At 74.2% G+C, this 21,178-nt stretch carries 21 protein-coding genes; 7 read left to right on the forward strand and 14 right to left on the reverse strand.

The window, feature by feature from the left end; genetic code table 11:
* Positions 1 to 140 precede the first annotated feature (140 nt).
* From ABD774_RS07740 to ABD774_RS07750, 3 genes are all read right to left on the reverse strand, one after another.
* Positions 141 to 1,652, reverse strand: coding sequence for a S1C family serine protease (locus tag ABD774_RS07740; protein ID WP_345039502.1), 1,512 nt, complete (start codon positions 1,650 to 1,652; stop codon positions 141 to 143).
* 106 nt (positions 1,653 to 1,758) lie between these two features.
* Complete coding sequence (menD, locus tag ABD774_RS07745) at positions 1,759 to 3,522, reverse strand: 2-succinyl-5-enolpyruvyl-6-hydroxy-3-cyclohexene-1-carboxylic-acid synthase (protein ID WP_345039504.1); 1,764 nt, start codon at positions 3,520 to 3,522, stop codon at positions 1,759 to 1,761.
* Positions 3,519 to 4,505, reverse strand: coding sequence for an o-succinylbenzoate synthase (locus tag ABD774_RS07750; RefSeq protein ID WP_345039506.1), 987 nt, complete (start codon positions 4,503 to 4,505; stop codon positions 3,519 to 3,521). Before ABD774_RS07750 ends, menD begins: the two co-directional genes overlap by 4 nt.
* A 570-nt stretch (positions 4,506 to 5,075) precedes the next feature.
* On the opposite strand from ABD774_RS07750, the gene ABD774_RS07755 reads away from it, so the two are divergent.
* On the forward strand, positions 5,076 to 6,824 hold the full coding sequence (locus ABD774_RS07755) for an HNH endonuclease signature motif containing protein (RefSeq protein WP_345039509.1): 1,749 nt from the start codon (positions 5,076 to 5,078) through the stop codon (positions 6,822 to 6,824).
* A gap of 73 nt (positions 6,825 to 6,897) precedes the next feature.
* Positions 6,898 to 7,872: a 1,4-dihydroxy-2-naphthoyl-CoA synthase gene (locus tag ABD774_RS07760; RefSeq protein WP_345039511.1), complete on the forward strand. Its 975-nt coding sequence runs from the start codon at positions 6,898 to 6,900 to the stop codon at positions 7,870 to 7,872.
* A 22-nt stretch (positions 7,873 to 7,894) separates the two neighbouring features.
* Here the strand turns inward: ABD774_RS07760 and ABD774_RS07765 are convergent, their stop codons facing one another.
* Positions 7,895 to 8,878: a DUF3048 domain-containing protein gene (locus ABD774_RS07765; RefSeq protein ID WP_345039514.1), complete on the reverse strand. Its 984-nt coding sequence runs from the start codon at positions 8,876 to 8,878 to the stop codon at positions 7,895 to 7,897.
* A 252-nt stretch (positions 8,879 to 9,130) separates the two neighbouring features.
* Here ABD774_RS07765 and ABD774_RS07770 point away from each other — a divergent pair, with 252 nt between their 5' ends.
* Positions 9,131 to 10,729: an AMP-binding protein gene (locus ABD774_RS07770; RefSeq protein WP_345039516.1), complete on the forward strand. Its 1,599-nt coding sequence runs from the start codon at positions 9,131 to 9,133 to the stop codon at positions 10,727 to 10,729.
* Positions 10,730 to 10,772: 43 nt separating this feature from the next.
* On the forward strand, positions 10,773 to 11,642 hold the full coding sequence (locus ABD774_RS07775) for a 1,4-dihydroxy-2-naphthoate polyprenyltransferase (RefSeq protein ID WP_345039518.1): 870 nt from the start codon (positions 10,773 to 10,775) through the stop codon (positions 11,640 to 11,642).
* On the opposite strand, the gene ABD774_RS07780 is transcribed toward ABD774_RS07775, so the two are convergent.
* Positions 11,639 to 12,070, reverse strand: a complete 432-nt coding sequence (locus ABD774_RS07780) for a DUF4229 domain-containing protein (protein WP_345039520.1) — start codon at positions 12,068 to 12,070, stop codon at positions 11,639 to 11,641. The genes ABD774_RS07775 and ABD774_RS07780 overlap by 4 nt on opposite strands.
* 101 nt (positions 12,071 to 12,171) lie before the next feature.
* Here ABD774_RS07780 and ABD774_RS07785 point away from each other — a divergent pair, with 101 nt between their 5' ends.
* Positions 12,172 to 12,759, forward strand: coding sequence for a PLD nuclease N-terminal domain-containing protein (locus ABD774_RS07785; protein ID WP_345039523.1), 588 nt, complete (start codon positions 12,172 to 12,174; stop codon positions 12,757 to 12,759).
* 99 nt (positions 12,760 to 12,858) lie between these two features.
* Here the strand turns inward: ABD774_RS07785 and ccsB are convergent, their stop codons facing one another.
* The 6 genes from ccsB to ABD774_RS07815 form a co-directional block, all read right to left on the reverse strand.
* Positions 12,859 to 13,839 (reverse strand): c-type cytochrome biogenesis protein CcsB, encoded by a 981-nt coding sequence (gene ccsB, locus ABD774_RS07790; RefSeq protein WP_345039525.1) that lies wholly within the window; start codon positions 13,837 to 13,839, stop codon positions 12,859 to 12,861.
* On the reverse strand, positions 13,836 to 15,521 hold the full coding sequence (gene resB, locus ABD774_RS07795; RefSeq protein WP_345039528.1) for a cytochrome c biogenesis protein ResB: 1,686 nt from the start codon (positions 15,519 to 15,521) through the stop codon (positions 13,836 to 13,838). Before resB ends, ccsB begins: the two co-directional genes overlap by 4 nt.
* Positions 15,522 to 15,523: 2 nt before the next feature.
* Positions 15,524 to 16,384, reverse strand: a complete 861-nt coding sequence (locus tag ABD774_RS07800) for a cytochrome c biogenesis CcdA family protein (RefSeq protein WP_345039530.1) — start codon at positions 16,382 to 16,384, stop codon at positions 15,524 to 15,526.
* A 5-nt stretch (positions 16,385 to 16,389) separates the two neighbouring features.
* A complete protein-coding gene (locus ABD774_RS07805) occupies positions 16,390 to 16,992 on the reverse strand; it encodes a TlpA family protein disulfide reductase (protein WP_345039533.1) in 603 nt (200 codons plus the stop codon).
* Positions 16,989 to 17,672, reverse strand: a complete 684-nt coding sequence (locus ABD774_RS07810; protein ID WP_345039535.1) for a histidine phosphatase family protein — start codon at positions 17,670 to 17,672, stop codon at positions 16,989 to 16,991. The genes ABD774_RS07805 and ABD774_RS07810 overlap by 4 nt, the downstream gene beginning before the upstream one ends.
* Positions 17,673 to 17,914: 242 nt before the next feature.
* Positions 17,915 to 18,400 (reverse strand): MarR family winged helix-turn-helix transcriptional regulator, encoded by a 486-nt coding sequence (locus ABD774_RS07815; protein WP_345039537.1) that lies wholly within the window; start codon positions 18,398 to 18,400, stop codon positions 17,915 to 17,917.
* Between the two features lie 266 nt (positions 18,401 to 18,666).
* Here ABD774_RS07815 and ABD774_RS07820 point away from each other — a divergent pair, with 266 nt between their 5' ends.
* Complete coding sequence (locus ABD774_RS07820) at positions 18,667 to 19,206, forward strand: YceI family protein (protein ID WP_345039540.1); 540 nt, start codon at positions 18,667 to 18,669, stop codon at positions 19,204 to 19,206.
* A 154-nt stretch (positions 19,207 to 19,360) separates the two neighbouring features.
* On the opposite strand, the gene ABD774_RS07825 is transcribed toward ABD774_RS07820, so the two are convergent.
* Positions 19,361 to 19,615 carry a glutaredoxin family protein gene (locus tag ABD774_RS07825; RefSeq protein ID WP_345039542.1) on the reverse strand — a complete coding sequence of 85 codons (255 nt, stop codon included), beginning with the start codon at positions 19,613 to 19,615 and terminating at the stop codon, positions 19,361 to 19,363.
* A 133-nt stretch (positions 19,616 to 19,748) separates the two neighbouring features.
* Here ABD774_RS07825 and ABD774_RS07830 point away from each other — a divergent pair, with 133 nt between their 5' ends.
* On the forward strand, positions 19,749 to 20,570 hold the full coding sequence (locus tag ABD774_RS07830; protein ID WP_345039544.1) for an HAD family hydrolase: 822 nt from the start codon (positions 19,749 to 19,751) through the stop codon (positions 20,568 to 20,570).
* A 71-nt stretch (positions 20,571 to 20,641) separates the two neighbouring features.
* Here ABD774_RS07830 and ABD774_RS07835 read toward each other — a convergent pair whose 3' ends face one another.
* Positions 20,642 to 20,740 (reverse strand): 30S ribosomal protein bS22, encoded by a 99-nt coding sequence (locus ABD774_RS07835; protein WP_005504750.1) that lies wholly within the window; start codon positions 20,738 to 20,740, stop codon positions 20,642 to 20,644.
* Between the two features lie 98 nt (positions 20,741 to 20,838).
* Positions 20,839 to 21,054 (reverse strand): helix-turn-helix domain-containing protein, encoded by a 216-nt coding sequence (locus ABD774_RS07840; RefSeq protein ID WP_248256502.1) that lies wholly within the window; start codon positions 21,052 to 21,054, stop codon positions 20,839 to 20,841.
* Positions 21,055 to 21,178 lie beyond the last annotated feature (124 nt).

The raw sequence follows: 21,178 nt of genomic DNA on the forward strand, positions 1-21,178 counted from the left end.
GCCATGCAGGTCGCGCGCGCTCTCGCGTGGCGTTCGCGCCCCTGATCCCGCCCGCCTCCGTGGTCGCCTAGCCCTCCAGCCTGGGGCAGCGGCGCGCCGGCCCGCGCCCGGGGGAAGGGACGCGGACCGGCGCGCGGTCCTCAGAGCTGGTCCTGGCGGGTGGCCAGCGTGGCCTGGACCTCGGTCTCCTTGCCGTCGCGCACGATGGTCAGAGTGACCTTGTCGCCGCTCGCGTACTGGCGGACGTAGCCCGTCAGCGACTCGGCGCCGTTGACGGGATCGCCGTCGATGGCCACGATCACGTCGCCGGGCTGGACGCCGGCCTCGGCGGCCGGGGTGCCCTGGTCGAGACGCTCGACGACGGCGCCGGCGCGCGTCGCGCCGTCGACCTCCGCCGTGCCGTCGCTCATGTACACACCGAGGTAGGCGTGCTCGGCCACGCCGTTGTCGATGAGCTGCTGACCGACCTGCTTGGCGAGGTTGACCGGGATCGCGAAGCCCAGCCCGATGCTGCCCGAGCTTCCGCCCGCGGCGTTCGGCATGCTCGCGATCGAGCTCGTGATGCCGATGACGCGGCCGGTGGCGTCGAACAGCGGGCCGCCGGAGTTGCCCGGGTTGATGGCGGCGTCGACCTGGATGGCGTTGGTGGTCACGGTCGTGCCCTGCTGCCCGGGCGCCTGCGCCTCGGACGTGGTGACCGGCCGGTCCAGCGCGGAGACGATGCCCGTGGTGACCGTCGAGCTCAGGCCGAGCGGGTTGCCGACCGCGACCACCGGGTCGCCGACGACGACCTCCTCGGAGTTCCCGAGCGTCGCGGGCTTGAGGTCGTCGGGCGGGTCCGCCAGCGTGATGACGGCGAGGTCGGTGGCGGGGTCGGTGCCCGCGATCGTCGCCTTGTACATGCGTCCGTCGGAGAGGGTCACGACGAGCCCGCCGTCGACGGCGTCGCCCACCACGTGGTCGTTGGTGAGGATGTGCCCCTCCTTGTCGAGGATCACGCCGGACCCCGCACCGCTGCCGCCCGCCGTCCGGACGTCGATGGCGACGACAGAGGGACGCACCGCCGCGGCGACGTTCGCCCAGTCGGGGTCGTTCGTCGTCGAGGTGACCACGGGGGCCGCGTTCGAGGATGACGCCGACGGGGACTGGCTCGCGGTCGCCGTCGCCGCGGGCTCGTCGCCGTCGAGGGCTCCGGTGAGACCGGCCGTGCCGACGCTGGCGAGCAGGGCGGCCCCGGCCGCCACGCCCACGAGCGCGCCCCAGCCGGGACGACGGCGGCCGTCGCCCTTCCTCGGCCGGTCCGGCTCCGTGGGGCCGGACGGTCCGCCGAACGCGTCGCCGGGCTGTCCGGGGCGGCCCGGCTGGCCTGGCTGGCCGTGGCCGGGGTGTGCCTGGCCGAGCTGAGCGTGGCCGGGCTGGCCGTGGCCGAGCTGCGCGTGGCCGGGCTGAGTCTGGCCGGGCTGCGGCGAGACGTAGGACGATCCGGCCCAGTAGCCGCTCTGCTGCGCGCCGGCCGGGACGGCAGCGGGCGGCCGGGTGCCCTGCGGGGCACCCTCGTAGGGTGACGCCTGCTGGCCGGAGTCCTGCCAGGCACGCGGGCCCTGCGTCCCCGGCCTGGCCCAGGGGGTGGGTCGCTGGTCGTCGTTGCTCATGGGATCCTCCGTCTCGGTGATGAACCCATCAGACACCTCCCACCTGGGACGCCGCTTGCCGGAACCTGGGAGTTGCCTGAGCGCAGGCCGCAGACTCGAGCGCGCCTCAGCCGAGCGCCGACCGGACCGCGTGGCGCACGTCGGACGTCAGCGCCGCGCGTCGATCCCGCAGGCCACGACGGTCCACCGGCACCTCGACGACGGAGCGGCCCCGCACCGGGGCCCGCAGCGCCGCGTCGAGCTCGGCCGGCGTGCGGGCCAGGCCGTGCCGCGCCCCGTAGGCCGCCGCGAGCGCGGCGAGGTCGACGTCCTGCGGTGTGCCGAAGATCCGCTCGAACTCCCCCGCCCGGCCGGGCGCACCGTGCTCGAGCGTCGCGAAGATGCCGCCACCCGAGTCGTTGACCACCACGATCTGCAGGTCGACCTCACGTTCGAGCCGTCCGCGTGCCAGCGCTCCGGCGTCGTGGAGGAAGGTGAGGTCGCCCATGACTGCCCGGACCGGCCCGCCGGTGCCCAGCGCAAGGCCGGTCGCCGTCGCGACCGTGCCGTCGATGCCGGCCAGACCCCGGTTGGCGACCGTGCGCGGCGCCTCGCCCGGCTGCCAAGGCAGCGCAACGAGGTCGAGGTCGCGCACCGTGTTCGACGAGCCGACGACGAGCGTGCCGGCCCCGTCCGCCCCGGCCACCGCACGGGCCACGTGCAGGCCGTCGAACCCGTCGGCGAGCGCCCGGCCGATGACGTCCTCCGCCGCGTCGGCGGCACGGCGCCACCTCTCCAGCCAGGTGGCATCCGTCGCCTCCCCGGCGAACGCGACCGCCCCCGCCACGCGCGAGGCCACGCCCGCGACGTCCGTCCACGGGCCGCGCGGCGCGACCACCACCACCTCGACGTCCCTGCGCGCGAGCAGCGTGCTCACCGGCCGTGAGAGCGTCGGGTGGCCGAGCACCACCACCCGTTCGGCCGCACCCCCCAGCGCGGGGTCGGCGAGGAGCAGCCGGTAGGGACCGATCGCCGTCGGCCCGGAGCGCGAGCCTGACGTCGGCTCGGCCAGCAGCGGCCAGCCGGCCCGCTCGGCGAGCTCACGCGCGGCCGGGCCCGCGCCGTCGCCGGCAACGACGACCGTGCGCGGCCCGGGCAGCAACGTCTCGGCGCGGGGAGGACCGACCGGGGCGACGACGTCGCGCGCCGCGGGCACGGGCCCCGGCACCCACCTGCTCGAGGGTGCCAGCGGGTCGCGCAGGCCGACGTTGAGGTGGACGGGACCGGGGTCGTTGGTCCGGAGACCGCGCGCGGCGGCCAGCGCGCGCGTGACCACCTGGTCAAGCCCCGGCCCGGGAGGGGCACCGGCGGGCAGGTCGACGGCGAACCGCGGCGCAGAGCCGAAGATGCCGACCTGGTCGGTGGTCTGGTTGGCGCCGGTCCCCCGCATCTCGTGCGGCCGGTCCGCGCTGACGATCACCAGGGGCAGGCCTGAGTGGGCGGCCTCGAGCACGGCGGGGTGCAGATTGGCGACGGCGGTGCCTGAGGTGGTCACCACCGCGACGGGGGCAGGGGCGCCCAGCGCCTCACCCGCCCGCGACAGGCCCACGGCCACGAACCCCGCCGCCCGCTCGTCGACGCGGACGTGCAGCCGCAGCCATCCCGCCCGCTCGGCCTCCTGAAGCGCGTAGGCCAGCGGGGCGCTGCGTGACCCCGGGGCGAGCACCACGTGCCGGACGCCCTGCGCCACGAGCGCCGTGACGAGCGCCCGCGCCGTGGCGGTCGCAGGCTCGTCGGCGGTCGACGCGGCGGCCGGGCGGGCGGCCGGGCGGGCGGCCGGGCGGGCGTCCGGGCGGGCGTCCGGGCGGGCGTCCGGGCGACGGTCGCTCATCGCGCCACCTCCAGGTGGGCGGCCATGGCGGCGAGGCGGTCGGACCAGCGGGCGGCGACGTCGTCGTCCGCTCGCGTCGCGGCCAGGCTCTCCGAGGTGGGTTCGGGCCGGCGCACCGGGATCACGCCGCCCTCCGGCAGCAGCGGGTCGGGGACCGTGTCGCGCTCGAAGAGGTGCACCGTGGCGAGCCCGCAGGCGTACGGGAGCTCGGGCAGGGCGGCCGCGAGCGCCACCCCGGCGGCGATGCCCACCGAGCTCTCCAGCGCCGAGCTGACGACGACCGGCAGCCCCACCTCCTCGGCGAGACGCAGGCACGCCCGAACGCCCCCGAGCGGCTGGACCTTGAGGACGACGACGTCGGCCGCCTCGGCGCGCCGCACTGCGAGCGGGTCGGCGGCACGGCGGATCGACTCGTCGGCCGCGATCGGGACGTGGGTGCGGCGCCGGACCCTGGCCAGGTCGTCGACGGTGGCGCAGGGCTGTTCCGCGTACTCGAGGCCGCCGGCGGCCCGGTCCAGGAGCGCGAGCCGGTCGACGGCCGTCGCCACGTCCCATGCGGCGTTGGCGTCGACGCGGATGCGGCCCTCCGGCCCGAGCGCGTCGCGGACCGCCTCCAGGCGTGCCTCCTCCTGGGCCACGGACTGGCCCGGTTCGGCGACCTTGACCTTCGCCGTCGTGCAGCCGCCGGACTCGCGGACGATCCTGTGCGCCTCCTCCGGCCCGACCGCCGGGACCGTGACGTTGACGGGAATCGCGGACCGGACGGGATCCGGCCAGCCCTGCTCGGCCGCCTCGAGGCCAGCACGCAGCCAGGCGACAGACTCCGCGGCGTCGTAGTCCCAGAACGGTGACACCTCCCCCCACCCTGCGTCGCCGCGCAGGAGCAGGCCGTCGCGCACGGTGATCCCGCGGAACCGCGTCCGCAGCGGCACGGAGTAGGTGGCGCGGACAGCGGGAAGCCGGTCGACGGCGGAGGCGGGCATGGTGGTCAGGATAGGGAGTGGGCGGCTCACGGGCGCCCGACGCTGCCGACGTCGCTCACCCGCGTCGCAGTCTCCCCGTCCCCCGGCGCTCGGCCACGCCCGGCATTCCCAACACTCTCTCCCAGGTCAGCGGTGACATAGCTCGATGTCAGTGGCCGCCCTTACTCTGTACATATGTTCGATGAAGCAGGGTCCAGGGGGTTGCGACCACGGCCACGTGGGGCGACAGCGCACGCCGACCTCGTGTGGGCCCCCGCCCCGGAGCTTCCTCGCTGCGGGACTGCGTCCGCCCGTGTTTCGGGAAAGCCAGCGGCGTCGCCACCTCCGGGAGAGAAACCGCCGATGCCGATCGCCCTGGTGTCGCCACCACCCGGTGCGGAGCCGTGGCGGCGTTCGACCTCGGCCAGCAACCGCCGGAGACGTGGCCGCGACGCGCATGGCGCAGCTTCGCCGTCCGCGCCTGCGGACCGAGGGCGGCGCAGGACTCGCTCGCGACCGCGGCCCGCCACACGCCTGTCGCGACCGCGACCTCCCGAGGACCTCCGGCAGGAGGAGGGACTGCTCGAGTGGATGATCGAGGGCGCCGTGGACACCCTCATGGAACACCTCGACGAGGAACGCCGGGAGAATTACTCGGCTGGGTCGGCGGAAGGGCCGAGCCGTCACAGCCCAGACGCAGCGAGCGTCCCTGACTCCTCGCTCACCGCGGCCGAGGTTCGTGGGCTTCTCGACATCTCGGCCTCCCTGGAGGGACTGGAGCTCGCGCAGTCCTTGGCGCGGATCGACCTGGAGACCCTCGACCAGGGGGACGCCGTCGATGCCGTCGCGGCGTGGTCCCGGGTCGCGTCGTGGGCAGCCTCTCGGCGCGGTGCGGCCGCCGCTGTCCTCGAGCAGGGCCTGATCGCGTCGTACGGCGTCATCGGCAGGTCGCCCGCGTCGCGGACGGGATCGTCCCTGCCCCACGCGTCGACCGAGCTTGCGATGCGCCTGGGTACCACCCGGCACGCCGCAGGGACGATCGTGCGCACCGGCGTTCTCCTCTCCGGTCCGCTGGCGGCCACGAACGACGCTCTGGAGCGGGGCGCTATCGACCCGACCAAGGCGAACATCATCGCCAGCGCCCTCGAGAGCAAGCCGCTGCCTGTGACCCTGGCGGTCGAGGACCTCGTCCTGCCCCGCGCGCCCGGCCGTACGCCCAGCCAGCTCACGAAGGACGTCGAGCAGGCGCTGATCGAGGTGGACCCGCAGGGCGCGACGGAGCGCCATCAGTCCGCACGCAGCAAGCGACGCGTCACGCATACCAGGACGCTGCCGGACGGAATGGCCTCGTTCCTCGCCGTGCTTCCCGCCGCGGATGCGATCGCGGTCGATCTCGCCCTCGACGGCGCTGCCCGCACCGCACGAGCGGCCGGCGACGAACGGACCATCGACCAGCTGCGCGCCGACGTTCTCGCCGGCATCGGGATCGACGCACTACGGCTCGGCTGGATCGGCCCGCTGCCGCCGGAGCAGCTTCCCATCGATCGTCTCTCCGGAAACCGTTCCGAGGCCGACGGCGCACCGAAATTGCCGCCGAAACCTGGACCGGCGCCAGCTCCAGCACCGGCACCAGCACCAGCACCGGCACCGGCACCGGCACCGGAATCTGCGCCGGATCCGGCAGCACCTCCGACGGCCTCATCCGATCCGCCGCCGCGCAGCGGCTGGCGCATCGGATCCGTCGGCGGCGCGCCCGTCCAGATCAACGTCAGCGTCCCCCTCACCACGCTGCTCGGCGGCGGGGAACCGGGCACCCTGCAGGGGTACGGCCCGATAGATCCGGCGACGGCACGAGCTCTCGCCCTCGGAGGCACCTGGCGCCGGCTCGTGACCGAGCCCCTCAGCGGCACCGTCCTCGACGTCGGCCGCTCGAAGTACCGGCCACCGGCCGACCTCGCACGGATCATCCGTGAACGGGACCGCACCTGCGTCCGCCCCGGCTGCTCCACGCGATCCTCGGGCTGCGAGCTCGACCACATCATCCCGGCCAGCCAGGGCGGCCCCACCTCCGCGGCCAACAACGCCTCCATGTGCACCTTCGACCACAGGCACAAGACGCTCGGCGACTTCCGCGTCCTGCGGAACCCCGACGGGACGTTCGACTGGACCTCCCGCTCGGGCCACCAGTACCGGCGGGAGCTCGACGGCGGCATCACCTACCTGGGACGCGTCGACGTCGCCGCCGCGCACTTCGTGCCCGAGGCACTGCGGCCGCCGCGCACGCCAGACCCGTGGACCCCACGTGCCCCTCGGGACGACGACGAGCCGCCGCCATTCTGAGTCGCGAGTCCCTCGGTCCGAGTCTGTGAGCTGTGCTCGTCCGACGGGAGGTCCGGGCGCCGCCGTTAGGGTGATGCGGGTGAGCAAGCTGCCTTCCCAGGTCTCCGAGACGTTCGATCCCCAGGTGTGGCGAGAGGTCGAAGGCTTCGACTTCACCGACCTCACCTACCACCGCGGTGTCGACCGGAGCGGTGACGTCGAACGCGACCTTCCCGTCGTGCGCATCGCCTTCGACCGGCCCGAGGTCCGCAACGCCTTCCGCCCTCACACCGTCGACGAGCTGTACCGCGCGCTCGACCACGCCCGCATGACCTCCGACGTCGCGGCCATCATCCTCACCGGCAACGGGCCGAGCCCCAAGGACGGCGGCTGGGCCTTCTGCTCGGGCGGGGACCAGCGGATCCGTGGACGTGACGGCTACCGCTACGAGACCGAGGGCGCGGACGACCAGGCTCCGGTCGAGCAGCGCCGCGAGCAGATCGACCCGGCCCGCGCCGGGCGCCTCCACATCCTCGAGGTCCAGCGCCTCATCCGGACCATGCCGAAGGTGGTCATCGCCGCGATCCCGGGCTGGGCGGCGGGCGGGGGCCACAGCCTCAACGTCGTGTGCGACCTGTCGATCGCCTCGCGCCAGCACGCCCGCTTCATGCAGACCGACGCGAACGTCGGCTCGTTCGACGCCGGGTACGGTTCCGCACTCCTCGCCCGGCAGGTCGGTGACAAGCGGGCCCGGGAGATCTTCTTCCTCGCGCGCGAGTACGACGCGGAGACCGCCGAGCGCTGGGGCGTGGTCAACGAGGTCGCCGACCACGACCAGCTCGAACCGCTCGCGCTCAAGTACGCCCGGATCGTCGCCACCAAGTCGCCGCAGGCGATCCGCATGCTCAAGTTCGGGTTCAACCTCGCCGACGACGGCATGGCCGGGCAGCAGGTGTTCGCGGGCGAGGCGACGCGGCTGGCCTACATGACGGACGAGGCGGTCGAGGGCCGGGACGCGTTCATCGAACGTCGGGACCCCGACTGGTCCGGCTTCCCCTACTACTACTGACGGCCCGTCAGCAGGTGGTCACCTAGCCGACGGTGACCGAACCGCCGCTCGTCGGCACCAGCTCGATCCACGTCGAGCCCGGTGCCAGCTGGACCGGCTTCCCGTCCTTGCCCGTGAGCACGAGCGGCTTGAGGTCACCGGCCTTGGACCATGTCGCCTCGACGACGTGTCCGCCGGTGGCCACCTGGGCCGCCCCGGCGCCGGAGAGGATCGTCTCCGGCACCCGGTTGCCGGCGACGTCGCGAGCCTCCGTGATCACCACCTCCACCCGCAGGACGACGACATTGGTCGCGACGATCGGATCGCCGTCCGCAGCGTGCTGGGTGGCTCCCGCCTCGTCCCGCAGCCACACCCCGGGTCCCCAGCCGCGACCGGCGTCGCCGTCCGCCTGCCAGGTCCAGCCCGGGTTGGTGCTCGGGAACCGGATGTCGATCCCGGCCGCGGGCCGCCCGCCGACGACGGCGGAAGCGGAGGCGGAGTCGGCGGCGTAGGCGAACTGCTGCGCGGGCGGCTTCTTGTGGGAACCGTCGGCCTGGGCGAGGAGCTCCGCGCCGTCGCCGTAGAGGTTGTGCGGGGCACGGCGGGTGGAGACGCGGTAGAAGCCCGCGTGGCCGCCGTCCTCCGTCAGGATCTGAAGCCCCGCGTCACGTGCCTTCTGGATGTACGGCTGCACTCCGCCGGAGAACGCGAGCAGTCCGCCCAGCGGACCGGAGATCGCCGCATCCATCGGTCGGATGGATCGGACGGGCCCGAGCGCCTCGGGCACGGTCGAGTGGTACGCCGCGTTGAAACGCGTGATGCCTCCCTCGACCATCTCCTCCCACACGATGTCGGCGTCCTCCAGCCCGGACTGCGGGCGGGCGGGGGCGGAGTTCTCGATCTTGACGGACAGGGCCGGCCGGTCCGCGCCGTCACTCTCGACGACAACACCCGTGAGCGGCCAGAGCTCGGGCTCGGGAGTCGGGCTGGGGGCGGGGGTGGTGGGCGACGGCGTGGGCTTCGCCACGGGCGCACCGGGCGCGGAACCGACCGTCGGGGTGCTGCACGCCCCGAGCGCGAGGGCGAGGACGGCGAGGGCGGCCGCCGGGAGAGCACGCCGACGCGCGACGGTTGCGCCGCCGCGGACGTCTTCGCGTACGCAGGACACGCGGTCGTCGGCCGGGTCAGCAGGTCCGTTCCCGCGAGCTCTCGAGCGCATCTCGTCCCACCGCTCCGCCTGATGATCCGCACACTGTAATCCCCGATCTACGCTGGATCGGTGACCTACGACCCGGTGGCGCCATCGCCCTTCCCGACGCCGCCGGAAAACGCCCGTCAGTTCCTCCCCATCACCGGCGGAACCCGCCCCGGCCCGGTCCTCGCTCTCCTCGACGCCCTCCGGGCGCGCCTGGACACGGGCACGACGGCGGAGCCCGGCGGCAGCGAGAGGCACCCGCCGGGCAACCCCAGCGAGGAGGCCGACCGCCCCGTAGTCGTCCCGCACGCCGACGGGGACGGCGCCGACCGCCCCGTGCTCGTCCCGCACGCCGAGGGGGACGACGGCGCCGCGGTCGTCGAGGTGCTCCGCTCCAGGCTGCGCCGCGACGTTCCGCCCGGCACCGCTGTCGTCCTCCAGACGTCGGGCTCGACCACCGGGACGGGGCATCTGGTCGCCCTCACCGGCGAGTCGCTGGTCGCGTCGGCGCGTGCGACCGAGGAGCGGCTCGCGGGCCCGGGTCAATGGCTGCTCGCCGTGCCGGCGCACCACGTCGCCGGCCTGCAGGTCCTCGTCCGTTCCGTCGTCGCCGGGACGACGCCGGTGGTGCTCGACACGACGGACGGCTTCGACCCTCGGGAGCTCGCGTCCGCCGTCGCGGGCATGCGGCCGGACGTGCCTGGCTACCTCTCCCTCGTCCCGACGCAGCTGGTCCGGGTCCTCGAGGCGGGCGAGGATGCCGTCGCCCCGCTGCGGCGGCTCGCCGCGATCCTCGTGGGCGGGGCCGCGACGGCGCCGCGTGCGCTCGTCGAGGCGCGCACGGCGGGGCTGTGCGTGGTGACCACCTACGGGATGACCGAGACGGGGGGCGGCTGTGTCTACGACGGCCTGCCGCTGCCGGGCGTGCGGCTCCGCCTCGTCGGTGAGGACGACCGCGTCGAGATCGCCGGGCCGGTGCTGGCCTCGGGCTACCTCGACGACCCCGCCGCCGACGCCGACGCCTTCCACGACGACGACGGCGTGCGGTGGCTGCGCACCTTCGACCGGGGCGCGCTGGTCCCCCGCCCCGGCGGCGCACGAGGCACCGATCCTGGGGACGCCGTCGTTGCTGACCCCGGCCACGGCCCCGCGACCGAGCTCCTCGACGATGTCGCCGGGTCCTCGCGCCTGCGCGTGCTGGGGCGCGTCGACGATCTCATCAACACCGGCGGCATCAAGGTCTCCCCCGGCTCGGTCGAGCGCGTGCTGACCGAGCACCCGGCGGTCGCCGAGGTCGCGGTGGTCGCCGTGCCGGACCCGGAGTGGGGTGAGCTGGTGACCGCCGTCGTCGTCCCCGCACCCGGCCTCGACGTGCCGCAGCTGCACGAGCTCCGTGCGCTGGTGTCGGCCCGGCTCGGCGGCGCCCATGCCCCGCGCGCGCTCGTGCTGCTGACCTCGCTGCCGCTGCGGGGACCGGGAAAGGTCGACCGTCGGGGCACCGCGCTCCGTGCCGCGGAGGCGCTCGGCGTGCCCGGTCCGGCCGGCGAACCACGCCCGGCCGGCGAACCACGCCCGGCCGGCGAACTCGGCCCGGCCCGCCAACCAGGCCGGGTCGGCGAACCTGAGGCGAGCGGCGGCGTCCTCCGCACCGAGCGGTACGACCGCACCGCCCCGATATCCTGAACCGTCCTTCCGCCGCCGCGCGGTCCCTTCTTCACGGAGCACCATGGCCTCGTTGTCCGACTGGCTGGAAGGCGCGCGCGTGCGCACCCTGCCCGCCGCCGTCTCACCAGTCCTCATCGGCACCGGCGCCGCCGCCGGGCTGGGCCAGGCCTCCGTCCCTCGTGCGTTGCTTGCGGCGGGCGTCGCCCTCGCGCTCCAGGTAGGGGTCAACTACGCCAACGACTACTCCGACGGCGTCCGCGGCACCGACGACGTCCGCACCGGACCGCCCCGGCTCACGGGTGGCGGCAAGGCGAGCCCCGGCGCGGTCAAGCGCGCGGCCCTGCTCAGCCTCGCCGTCGGCGCGGCACTCGGGCTCGTGCTGGTCGCCGTGTCCGGCACGTGGTGGCTGCTCGCGCTCGGTGCCGTCGCGATGGTCGCGGCCTGGGGCTACACCGGCGGCAGCCACCCGTACGGCTACCTCGGCCTCGGCGAGGTCGGCGTCTTCCTGTTCTTCGGCCTCATGGCGACGCTCGGGACCACCTGGACGCAGGCGCTGGAGCTGTCCTGGCCGGCCTGGGCGGGTGCTGCGGGCGTCGGGCTGATCGCCTGCGCCCTGCTCATGGTCAACAACATTCGCGACATCCCCACCGACTCCCAGGTCGGCAAGACGACGCTCGCGGTCCGGCTCGGGGAGCGCCGGGCGCGCCTGACCTACGTGGCGATGATCGCCCTGCCGCTGGTCCTCGCGGTCGCGTGCGCGCCGGTCGCTCCGTGGTCGCTGCTCACGCTGGTGCTCCTGCCGTGGGTCGTCCGGCTGGCCCGGCCCGTGCTCAGGGGCGCGAGCGGTCGCGACCTCATCGCGGTGCTGCGGAACACCGGACTGCTGGAGCTTGGCTACGGCATCCTGCTCGGCGTCGGGCTGGCGCTCTAACGGTCCTCGCTCGGGCGCCGCTCGGAGCTGCCGGCGCCGTCGGCGGGGCGGTCTGGCCCGGCGCCCGCCGGCCCGGTCTCCGCGCTCTCCTCGCCGACCGCCTCCCCCGGGACGACGGCGGACCCGCCGGGCCGGACGTCGTCGCCGGCGGAGCCGGGCGCATGCGCGTCGACGACGGCGTCCTCGTAGGCGGCGTCCTCCTGGGCCTTCGGCGAGAACGTGGGGCGCTCCTCGCGCAGCGGGTCGTACTGGGCGAGGACGGAAGCGGCGTCCTCGCGCTGGCGGCCGAACAGGACGAAGGACAGAAGAGCGCCGACGACCACCGCGGCGATCCAGAGGATCCAGGACCGCAGGCCGAGCAGGTAGAGCACGCCCGCGGCGGCGACCACGAGGCCCAGCCGGAGCATGGTGTAGACAAGCAGGCGCATCCCCCCAGCGTAAGCGGCGGCCCCGGGAGCTCCGACCCGTGGTGTCCAGAGAGTGAGCGCTGGGCGCCACGCGCGTGCGCCGCTCCGCCTACCCTGGGAAGATGCCTCGCATCCTGCCCGTCGTGCTGCTCATCGCCCTGGTCGTCTACGCGCTCATCGACTGCGTGCGGACGCCGGACGACGAGATGCCCGTGGGGATCCCGAAGGTCCTGTGGGTCATCCTCATCATCCTCTTCCCCGGCATCGCGGCGCTGGCCTGGATCGTGGTCAGCCGGGTCGCACGTGCGAACGCCGCGAGGTCCGGTTCGGCCCGACCGGGCCTGTGGAGCTCCCCGACCCCGCCGCGTCCCGTCCGCAGGAGCGGCCCCGTGGCCCCCGACGACGACCCCGAGTTCCTGGCGCGCCTCGAGGCGGAGCGGCGCCGGGCCGAGCGGGAGCGGCGCCGGCGCTCAGGTCAGCCGAGCGCCGACGAGGACGCCGACGGCGACGCCTCCCCGCGCGACGACGGCCCCGGCACGACGTTGCCCTCCCCGCCGGGCCCGGGGACGACGGCGCCCGGCACCTCGCCCGAGGGCTCGACGGCCGCGCGGCCCGCCGACGGCGAGCCCGAGGGCGGGACGCCGCGCAGTCCGGACGAGGGCACGTCGGAGGACGGCACGTCGCCGTCACCGGGGGCGTCCCAGGGCTGAGGGGAATCAGCCCGGTCAGTCGATCCCGCTGCAGGCGTACGGCTCAGCCGATGCGGCTGCAGGCGTACGGCTCAGCCGATGCGGCTGCAGGCGTACGGCTCAGCCGATGCCGCTGTAGGCGTGCAGGCTGTTGAAGAGCAGGTTGACCAGGAAGTAGTTCGCGAGCACGCAGAGGAAGCCGAAGATCGACAGGTAGGCGGCCCGGCGCCCCTCCCAGCCGCGGGTGGCGCGGGCGTGCAGGTAGGCGGCGTAGACCACCCAGATCACGAAGGACCACGTCTCCTTGGGGTCCCAGCCCCAGGGGCGGCCCCACGCGTGCTCGGCCCAGATGGCGCCGGCGATGATGGTGAAGGTCCAGAGCATGAACCCGACGGCGTTGAGGCGGAAGGCCAGTCGCTCGAACTCCGCCGAGCTGGGCGCCGACTCCATCAGCCGCGACCAGCGACCGGGGCGCGTCGCCGCACCCGCCGCACCGGCGTCGGCAGCGTCCGCGGCCGGCCCGCCGCTCACGCCGGCCAGCGCCGGCTCGGGCACCTGCGCCGAGGCGTGCGCCGCCCGCCGGAGCTCCGAGCGCTCCTGGACGAGCTGGACCACGGAGAGCACCGCGCCGACGGCGAGGACGCCGGTGGCGATGGTCGCGATGGAGACGTGGATGACGAGCCAGTAGCTGTCGAGCGCGGGCGGGACGCCGTCGGCGCGCACGTACAGCACGGACACGGCGATGCCGAGCATGAGGAGGACGAGACCGATCACGAACGTGCCGAGGAACCGCAGGTCGCGGCCCCGCTGCAGCCCGAGGAAGACCAGCACCGCGACGAGGCTGAAGAGGATCGAGAACTCGTACATGTTCGCCCACGGGACCCGCCCGGCGGCGACGCCGCGGGTCACCACGCCCAGCAGGTGCAGGGCGGCACCCACCACGGTGGTGGACATGGCGATCCCGACGGCCTTGCGGCGCCGCTCGGCGGGCCCGCGGTCGCGCAGGCCGGAGAGGTCGACGGCGAAGGCCACGAGCGCCACCGTGTAGGCGGCCATCGCGCCGTAGATGAGCAGCGTGCTCAGCTGGCCGAGGTCAGTCATCGGGTCGTTCCTTCCTGGGCCGGCGCACCGGCGTCAGCGGGCGTCGGATCATTGTGCACAGTGGTGCCGGCGGCCTCGAGCACCCGCTCGAGGTCCCGGTCGAGGCCCGGGTCGTCCCCGCGGGCCAGCGCCGCCGCGCTGAGGGCCGTTCCGCCGTCGGCCGCCGGAGCCAGCCGGACCCAGAGCCGGCGGCGCGGGACGAACAGCGAGCCGAACAGCCCGAGCATCGCGGTGACGGCGAACGTCAGGAGGTACGGCAGCGACGGGTCGTACCGCAGGTCGAGCGCGGCGAAGCGGGGCAGGTCCTCGAACGTGACCGTGCCCAGCCCCTCGGGCAGCTCCACGGTGGCGCCGGGCTCGAGGAAGAGCGTGACGGGCTTCTGACCGCCCTCGGCGGAGCCGGGCGAACCGTCGGGCGCCTCCTCGTAGACCTGGCGCATGTCGTCGGAGTCCAGGACGTAGACGTTCTGCGGCACCCCCTCGTCCAGCCCGAGGTCGCCCGCCCAGAGCGTCAGCACGAGCAGCGGCGAGGTGGGCTGGGGGTGGACGGAGTAGGCGCCGGACCCGTCCGGCTCGACGACGGCGGTGGGCAGGAACGCGCCGGTGAGCCCGAGCTGCTCCTGGCTCGGGCTGACGTCGGGGACCTTCACCACCCCGCGGGAGGTGTAGACCACGTCCTCGGGCAGGAACGGCACCGGCCCGGAGAACGCGACCTCGCCCGCGCCGTCGCGGACCGTCAGGCGCGGCGCGTACCCGTTGCCCGAGAGGTAGACGTTCGCGCCCCCCGCGTTCATGGGGTGGTTGACCTTGATGGTCTCCTCGCGCACCGACCCGTCGGGCTCGGTGACGCTCACCTCGGCGGCGAAGTCGCGGGCCTGCGCGTCGAGGGTGAACGCGGAGGTGAACTTCTCGAGCGTGAATGTGAACGGCTCGAGCTCGTCCGGGTCGAACAGGGTGCCCGGGTCGAAGGAGTCGTAGTCGACCACCGAGTTGGCGAACGCCTCGCCCTCGACCACCAGCGCCTGGCCGCGGTAGCTGAACAGCTGCCCGGCCGCCATCGCGAGGAGGACCCCGACGAGGGAGAGGTGGAAGACGATGTTGCCGGTCTCGCGCAGGTACCCGCGCTCGGCGGTGATGCCGTCCGGGGTGACGGCGGTGCGGTAGCGACCCTTGAGGGAGCGCAGCACGGCGGCCTCGACCGCCTCCGGCTCCTCGGCGACCACCCGCTCGTCGCGCACCGGGAACCGCGCGAAGGAGCGGGGCACGCGTGGCGGCTGCGAGCGCAGCGCCCTCCAGTGCACGGCGACCCGCGGCACGATGCAGCCGATCAGCGACGTGAACAGGAGCAGGTAGATGGCCGCGAACCACGCCGAGCTGTACACGTCGAAGAACCCGAGGCGCTCCAGCCACGGGGCCAGCGCCGGATGGTCCGTGTGGTAGTCGGAGACGGCGGCGGGGTCCTGCGGCGTCTGGGGGAAGAACGAGCCGGGGAGGGCGGCGACGGCGAGGAGCAGGAGCAGCATGAGCGCCACCCGCATGCTCGTGAGCTGTCGCCACATCCACCGCAGCCACCCCCGCAGGCCGAGCGAGGGCTGCACGGGGGCGCCGTCCTCTTGCCCGAGGCCCGCCTTGGAGCTGAGGTTCGTCGGGTCCGCCGTCGCGGCGGAAGCCTTGCGCGCCATGGTCACACCACCGTCTGGAAGTTGGCGACGAGACCCTGCAGGTACGCCGAGAACGTGGCCCACAGCCCGCTCACCAGCGCGAGGCCGAGCAGCACGAGGAGGCCGCCGCCGAGGAGCTGGATGGCCCGGCGGTGCCGGCGCAGGAAGTCCAGCACGCGGGTGGACCGGGAGAAGGCCATCGCGATCGCCACGAAGGGGACCCCGAGCCCGAGGCAGTAGGCGACGGCGAGCGTGACGCCGCGCGCCGGGTCGGCGCCGTCGAGGGAGAGGGTGAGGACGGCCGCCAGGGTCGGGCCGATGCACGGGGCCCAGCCGAGCCCGAAGACGACGCCGAGGAGCGGCGCCCCCCAGAGGCCGGCCCGGGGCGCCACGTGTGGCCGCCGCTCGTTCTGCAGGAACGGGACGACGCCCATGAACGCCAGTCCCATGAGGATCACGAGCACACCCGCGACGCGCAGGATGACGTCCATCCACTGCTGCAGCGCGATCCCCGCGAACGAGAAGACGAGGCTGAGGAGGACGAAGACGGCGGAGAACCCCGCGACGAAGAGCAGCACCCCGGCGAGCAGACGCCCGCTGCCGCCCCGCCGGACGCCGCGGCCGCCTGACCTTGCCGGTCCGCGGGCACCGGCCCCCCGGCCGGCCGCGGCCCCCCGGCCGGCCGCGGCCGCCCCGACGGCGGCGGGCCGCCCGGCCTCGACGCCCGCCATCCCGCCCAGGTACCCGACGTAGCCGGGAAGCAGCGGCAGCACGCACGGGGACGCGAAGGAGACGGCGCCCGCGATGGCGGCGACCGGCAGCGCCGCCAGCATGGAGCCGTCCATGACGGTGCGCTGGAAGAGCTCGGCGATCTGCTCCCACACGCCGGTCAGGCCTCCTCGGCGAGGACGTCGTCGACCAGGCCACGAAGGATGGTCGGGTCTGCCTGGCCCAGGATCCGGGCGGCGACGCGCCCCTCGCGGTCCAGCACGACCGTGGAGGGCATGGCCTGCAGGGGCACGAGCCCCTCCAGGGCGGCGACGCCGCGCGCCTGCTCGTCGTGGAGCGAGGGGTAGGGCACGGAGAAGGTGCGCTCGAAGGCCTGCGCGGTCCCGGCGTCGTCGCGCGGGTTGATGCCCAGCATGCGCACGCCCTGGTCCGAGTAGTCGGCGTGGATCGCGGCGAGGTCGGGCGCCTCCGCCCGGCAGGGCGGGCAGGCGGCGTACCAGAAGTTGAGGACGACGACGTCGCCGCGCCAGTCGGCGAGGTCGATCTCGGTGCCGTCGTAGCTGGTGCCGGTGTGCTCGACCGGGTCGCCGCGCTCGGCCGCCTTCCATGTGGTGAAGGAGCCGTCACCGGCCTCGTAGCCGGCGTCGACGGCGGCCGCGTTCTCCGTGGTCCCGCCCGGGGCGCAGCCCGCGAGCAGGGCGGCCGCGAGACCGAGGCCGACGGCGGAGCGGAGGACCGCTGTCCGGTGGGTCCCGGGCCTCACTCGCCCTCCTCGCCCTCGTTCTCGGCGGCCGCGGACGTGCCGGGCACCATGTCGGTGGCACCGAGCAGCAGCTCGCCCGCCGGCTCCCAGTAGCTCAGGCCGACGAGCTTGCGGCCCTCGAACGTCAGCGAGGTGAGCGACGCCAGGGAGCACTGCCGGCGGCGGGGGTCGTGGACGAGGGGCCGGCGCTCGAGGTGCAGCCGGGTCACCCAGATCGGCAGCTGGTGGCTGACGAGCAGGGCCTCGCCGCCCGCCGCGTGGTCCAGGACGGCGGCGACGGCGTCGCGCATGCGGCGGATCAGGACCCGGTACGGCTCGCCCCAGCTGGGCCGGAACGGGTTGACGTAGGCGGGCCAGTTGCGCGGGTGCGCCAGGACCATGCGGTTGGCGTTGATGGCGACACCCTCGAAGTGGTTGGTCGCCTCGATCAGCCGTGGGTCGGTCCCGACCTCCAGCCCGTAGGAGGTGGCGGTCGGGAGCGCGGTCTCCTGCGCCCGCTGCAGGGGCGACGCCACGACGAGGCGGACGTCGTGCCCGCCGGCGTGCAGCACGTCGGCCACCCGGGCGGCCATCTCCTGGCCGCGGTCGGACAGCCGGTAGCCGGGCCGGCGCCCGTACAGGATGCCCTCGGGGTTGTGCACCTCGCCGTGCCGCATCAGATGGACGGTCGTTCGCTGCATGTCCCCAGTGTCGCAAACTCCGGCACGGACACAGCACGCCGGGGCGGCGGGGGTGGCCAGGCTCACGGTCCGACGTCGGGTCGGCGGGCCGGCGTCAGGGTCGCCCACGCGGCCGCCGTCGGATCGCCCCGCACACCGGCGTAGGGGTCACTCTCGCGGCCGCCGTCGGATCGCCCCCGCGGACCGGCGTCAGGGTCGCCCACGCGGCCGCCGTCGGATCGATCCCGCGGGCCGGGAGGCGGTCACGCCTCGGCGGGCTCGTCGTCCTCCACGAAGACCGACATGATCTCGCCGAGCACCCGCATCTGCTCGGGCGTGAGTCGGTCGACCATTCGCGCGCGGACCGACTCCACGTGCCCCGGCGCGGCGGCCTCCAGGCGCGCGAAGCCCTCGTCGGTCAGGGTGGCGTTGACGCCGCGGCGGTCCTCCGCGCAGGTCGTGCGCTCGACGAGCCCGGCCGCCTCCATGCGGCGGATCGTGTGGGTGAGCCGGGACCTGGAGTGCACGAGCTCGTCAGCCAGCACGGACATGCGGAGGGTCCGCCCCTCCGCCTCCGACAGCCGCACGAGCACCTCGTACTCGCTCAGCGACATGCCGGCCGACTGCTCGAGGTCGTGGTTGATCGCCTCCTGCAGGCTGGCGCTTCCGCGCAGGTAGTTGCGCCAGGCGCGCTGCTGGTCGGCGTCGAGCCACCGCGGGGCCACCACGGGGAACGTCGGTGCGGGCATGTTCACTTCCTCGTTCGGCATCGCCGGGGGCGACGCGTGGGCTGAGCTCCGGGCCGCAGCGCCGGCCCGTGCCCCGCGGAGGCGGAACACCTGGCCGTGCCAGAGATCGTAGGGCCGGGCGCGTGAGGCGCGTCACCGTTCGTTCACCAGACGTCCTGGCGATACCTCTTGCGCACCCTTGACCCCCCGAGTATATAGTTCAAACGTCAACTACTTCTCGCCCTCGACCGGGGGCCGGGAGCCCCGCACCCAGGAGGAGCGCTTACATGAGCACCATCCCCGCAGGCACCTACGTCATCGACCCGTCCCACACCGAGGTGGGCTTCACCGTCCGCCACGCCGGCATCTCTAAGGTGCGCGGCAAGTTCGAGAAGTTCGAGGGCCAGATCGTCGTGGCCGAGGACATCGCCCAGTCCTCCGCGATCGTCACCATCGACGCCTCCTCGATCAACACCGGCGACGCCAACCGCGACGGCCACCTGCGCTCCGCCGACTTCTGGGACGCCGAGAACAAGCCCACCTGGACCTTCGTCACCGGCGGCCTGGAGGGCGACGGCGAGGAGTTCAGCCTCAAGGGCGACCTCACCATCAACGGCGTGACCAAGCCGGTCGCCCTCGACGTGGAGTACAACGGCGCCGTGACCGACCCGTTCGGCTCGAAGCGCATCGGCTTCTCCGCGAACACCGAGATCTCCCGCAAGGAGTTCGGCCTGACCTGGAACGCGGCCCTCGAGGCCGGCGGCGTCCTGGTCGGCGACAAGGTCAAGATCCTCCTCGAGGTCGAGGCCACGCCGAAGGACGCCTGACCCACCCGCCGCTCCGGCGGCACCCGGGCGGGCACCCCGCCCCCACGACCGCGACGGCGGCACCTCCCCCCAGGTGCCGCCGTCGTTCTGTCAGGCGAGCGCCGCGCGCACCCGCCTCCGTCAGGCGAGCGCCGCGCGCACCCGAACGCCTCCGTCAGGCGAGCGCCGCGCGCACCCGGGCCGCGTCGATGCGCCAGTAGCCCTGCTGCACCCCGTCGACGGTGACCACCGGGACGAGCTCGCCGTACTGCTCGCGCAGGGCGTCGTCGGTGTCGATGTCGACCTCGACGAACCCCTCCCCCGTCTCCTCGCGCACCCGCTCGAGCATGGTGCGGGCCTGGTCGCACAGGTGGCAGCCGGCGCGGCCGTAGAGCACGACGCGCATCTCGGGTTCGACGGGAACGTTCATACCCCGAGGGTACGCAGGCGAGAACGGCCGCCTGGACGGGCCGCCCGGTCTGGCCGCCCGGTCTGGCCAACCGTCTGGCCGGCCGATCTGGCTGGCCGTCGGGGGCCCGGCGGGCCGCCGCTAGGCTGGCACGGTGGAGGGACCCGAGGACCCCGGCGGGACGGCACGCGCAGCCGCGTTCTTCGACGTCGACAACACCATCGTCCGCGGGGCCAGCGCCTACCACCTCGCCCGCGAGCTTCACCGCCGCCAGTTCTTCGGGATGCGCGACATCCTCTTCGCCGTCCGTCACTCGATCGCGTACGCCCTGTACGGGGAGAACCTGCGCCGGATCGCCGCCATCAAGGAGCGCGCCCTGCGCCTGATGATCGGCCGGTCCGTGGCCGAGATCATCTCCATAGGCGAGGACGTCTACGACGAGGTCCTCGACCTGCGGATCTTCCCGGGCACCCGCGCCCTGCTCAACGCGCACCTGCTCGCCGGGCACGAGGTGTGGCTGATCACCGCCACCCCCACGGAGATCTCCGACCTGCTCGCCCGCCGGCTCGGTGCCACCGGAGCGCTCGGCACCCGCGTCGAGGCGGTCGACGGGTACTACACCGGGCGACTGGAGGGCACCATGCTCCACGGCGCCGGCAAGGAGGTCGCGGTCCGGAAGCTCGCCGCCGACCGCGGGCTCGACCTGTCCCTCTCCTACGCCTACGGCGACTCGATCAACGACGTGCCGCTCCTGTCCGCCGTCGGCCACCCGTGCGCCATCAACCCCGAACCCCGCCTGCGGGCCCACGCGGGTACGGCCGGCTGGCCGGTCCGGGACTTCCGCAGCCGCCGCAGGTCGATGCGGGAGGACCTGCGCACCGGGGCGCGGTCGGCGCGCTGGGCGGGCGCGGCGTGGGCGACGACCGTCGTCGTGCGGGCCGTGGTCCGCCAGGTCCGCTCGCGCGCCGGGGTCTGAGAGCGGGAACGACTCAGGCCCGGCACGGGGCCGGGCCTGGGGTCAGCGCGCCCGACTGGCGGGCGCCGACGTCACTTCTTGTTACGACGCTGGTGACGCGTCTTCCGAAGCAGCTTGCGGTGCTTCTTCTTCGACATGCGCTTACGACGCTTCTTGATGACCGAGCCCATAGGGGACCTCACTGATGATCGGGGGCGGAACGTCAGCAGCACGCGGCGCCGGCCGCGTGCAGAACAGGGTGAGTCTACCCGCTCCGGCGCCGAGCGCCCTAACGGGCGTTACCGACGGCGCCCCACTCGTCGCCGAGGCCCTCGGAGATCATCTTCTCGACGGCGGCCTCAGGGACGCGGAAGGAGCGGCCCATCCGCACCGCGGGGATCTCCCCCGAGTGCACCATGCGGTAGACCGTCATCTTGGACACCCGCATGAGCTCGGCGACCTCGGCGACGGTGAGGAACCGCGGCGCTCCCAGCTGCTCGGCCATGTCCACCCGTTCTCGTCGGTACCACCCAGGCGAGGGCGGCCACTCCATGGACGAAATATAGGGGTAAGTGCGCCCCGGCGGAAATGCTTCGGCCGGCGTGCGGGCCGCCGGTTGCCGTCCACAT

The sequence above is a fragment of the Georgenia daeguensis genome, assembly GCF_039537705.1.
Taxonomy (GTDB): Bacteria; Actinomycetota; Actinomycetes; order Actinomycetales; family Actinomycetaceae; genus Georgenia; species Georgenia daeguensis.

Bases quoted from the DNA above. Each gene is read 5' to 3' on its own strand.
- ABD774_RS07740 (WP_345039502.1), bottom strand. From the start codon at position 1,652: ATGAGCAACGACGACCAGCGACCCACCCCCTGGGCCAGGCCGGGGACG.
- menD (WP_345039504.1), bottom strand. From the start codon at position 3,522: ATGAGCGACCGTCGCCCGGACGCCCGCCCGGACGCCCGCCCGGACGCC.
- ABD774_RS07750 (WP_345039506.1), bottom strand. From the start codon at position 4,505: ATGCCCGCCTCCGCCGTCGACCGGCTTCCCGCTGTCCGCGCCACCTAC.
- ABD774_RS07755 (WP_345039509.1), top strand. From the start codon at position 5,076: ATGATCGAGGGCGCCGTGGACACCCTCATGGAACACCTCGACGAGGAA.
- ABD774_RS07760 (WP_345039511.1), top strand. From the start codon at position 6,898: ATGCGGGTGAGCAAGCTGCCTTCCCAGGTCTCCGAGACGTTCGATCCC.
- ABD774_RS07775 (WP_345039518.1), top strand. From the start codon at position 10,773: ATGGCCTCGTTGTCCGACTGGCTGGAAGGCGCGCGCGTGCGCACCCTG.
- ABD774_RS07780 (WP_345039520.1), bottom strand. From the start codon at position 12,070: ATGCGCCTGCTTGTCTACACCATGCTCCGGCTGGGCCTCGTGGTCGCC.
- ABD774_RS07785 (WP_345039523.1), top strand. From the start codon at position 12,172: ATGCCTCGCATCCTGCCCGTCGTGCTGCTCATCGCCCTGGTCGTCTAC.
- ccsB (WP_345039525.1), bottom strand. From the start codon at position 13,839: ATGACTGACCTCGGCCAGCTGAGCACGCTGCTCATCTACGGCGCGATG.
- resB (WP_345039528.1), bottom strand. From the start codon at position 15,521: ATGGCGCGCAAGGCTTCCGCCGCGACGGCGGACCCGACGAACCTCAGC.
- ABD774_RS07810 (WP_345039535.1), bottom strand. From the start codon at position 17,672: ATGCAGCGAACGACCGTCCATCTGATGCGGCACGGCGAGGTGCACAAC.
- ABD774_RS07815 (WP_345039537.1), bottom strand. From the start codon at position 18,400: ATGCCCGCACCGACGTTCCCCGTGGTGGCCCCGCGGTGGCTCGACGCC.
- ABD774_RS07820 (WP_345039540.1), top strand. From the start codon at position 18,667: ATGAGCACCATCCCCGCAGGCACCTACGTCATCGACCCGTCCCACACC.
- ABD774_RS07825 (WP_345039542.1), bottom strand. From the start codon at position 19,615: ATGAACGTTCCCGTCGAACCCGAGATGCGCGTCGTGCTCTACGGCCGC.
- ABD774_RS07835 (WP_005504750.1), bottom strand. From the start codon at position 20,740: ATGGGCTCGGTCATCAAGAAGCGTCGTAAGCGCATGTCGAAGAAGAAG.
- ABD774_RS07840 (WP_248256502.1), bottom strand. From the start codon at position 21,054: ATGGCCGAGCAGCTGGGAGCGCCGCGGTTCCTCACCGTCGCCGAGGTC.